1 pseudogene is annotated in these 1,108 nt (G+C 69.9%); it reads left to right on the top strand.

Going from position 1 to position 1,108, the window contains the following annotated elements:
* Positions 1 to 567: 567 nt before the first annotated feature.
* Positions 568 to 846 (top strand): annotated as a pseudogene (locus ACIOJE_RS41315) (IS982 family transposase); the annotation flags it as partial.
* Positions 847 to 1,108 lie beyond the last annotated feature (262 nt).

Raw genomic sequence — 1,108 nt, 5'->3', positions numbered from 1 at the left:
GCGCCGGTCACGGCGGCCACGGCCAGGGCAGTGAACAGGGCGACGACCACCACACCCGCGACCCAGGCCGTGCGGGGCACCGTGCGGTACCAGGGCAGTGGAGCTGCCGGCTCCAGGGTGTTGGCCCAGATCGCTTGGAGGCCACTGGGCTTCTCGGATGGCTGCTCGGTTTCCATGCCCGCCATGTCATCTCAATTCATGCAAACAAACGTTCAACAGATTGCCGGATGGTACGTCAGCACTCGAATGCATTGCAGCCGCCTTCCGGATCCGACGAACGCTCACCACCGCGGTGCCCCGCACCCCACCCCGCTGAACAGCGCGACCTGGACGGCACTCCAGCGCTGCCTGGACCACAGAGCCGAGACCGCGACGGCGAACCCCCACATCCTGACCACCCGCCGAACCACCACCACCCGCGCACCCGCGGGCCCCGCCCACATCCGCGACAGCCTCGCCCGCTAGATGATTGATGCCAAGGGCTCGTTGACACGCAGGAGATGAAGCGAGGGAGTCCAAAGGTCGGTTGTGACGCCTGACCTGGACTCCCTCGCGACCGCACTCTAGGTGAAGACCGACGGCCTGCTGAAGGAATCGCCGCATCTGGCGCCGTGGCGGCCCGAGATCGGCATCGCGCCCCGGCTCAGTGACGCCGAGCTGGTCACCCTCGCCGCGATGCAGGCCCTGCTCGGCTTCACCTCCGAACGCCGCTGGATCCGCCACGCCCAGGCGCACCTGCGGCACCTGTTCCCCTACGTGCCCGGGCAGTCGGGCTGCAACCGGCGGCTGCGCAAGGCAGCCGACCTGGTCGCACGGGTCAACCGCCTGCTGGCGACCGACACCTCACCCCGGGACGGCGCCATGGCCTCCTGCCCGGTGCCGGCCGCGGGCGGTGCGACGGCTTCGCCGCTGGACCGGACGGCGTCCAGGACGCGCTGGTGGTACCGGGCCAGGGACTCGCCCACGGGCAGGAGAGCGGGGGTGCGGTCAGGGTGTACCACTCATCGGCGCCACGGTACTGGACCGCGACCCACGCCTGCCCGTTCGGGAAGGCGGTGGTCACGACGGTCACCTCGCCGGTGATGCAGCCGACCTCCTCGGTCATCAC

The sequence above is a fragment of the Kitasatospora sp. NPDC087861 genome, assembly GCF_044742585.1.
Classification (GTDB): domain Bacteria; phylum Actinomycetota; class Actinomycetes; order Streptomycetales; family Streptomycetaceae; genus Kitasatospora.
This window is presented reverse-complemented; position numbering and strand designations above follow the sequence as displayed.